Here is a 353-nt window from a genome sequence, read left to right on the forward strand (position 1 = left end):
TAAATCCATGCTAGCCCGTTTAGCGGCGCCTGTTTCTTTTGTTCCTGTCCATGCGTATTTATTTTCAATTAAAACAAGTTGTGCCAGCTTTGCCTTTTCAATAAAACGATTGGCTTCTGCAATTGATTCGCTTAGCGCGTTATATAGTGGGTGATTCATATCTGCTATTTTCATACATCTCTCTTGTTTGTGTTCGTTACTGCCATTATTGGCTATTTAACTTTCTTAAACCAAGCGTTTTCTATTTCCAAAATAATTTCAGGGCTACACTCTACTAATGATTTTTCAATTTCTCCCTCATGAACTGAATATTCACAGTGAACCGAAAATGCTTCTTTCGCCGCACTAGATAA

It is taken from the genome of Bacillus sp. L75, from assembly GCF_003676355.1.
Lineage (GTDB): Bacteria > Bacillota > Bacilli > Bacillales > Bacillaceae > Bacillus > Bacillus velezensis.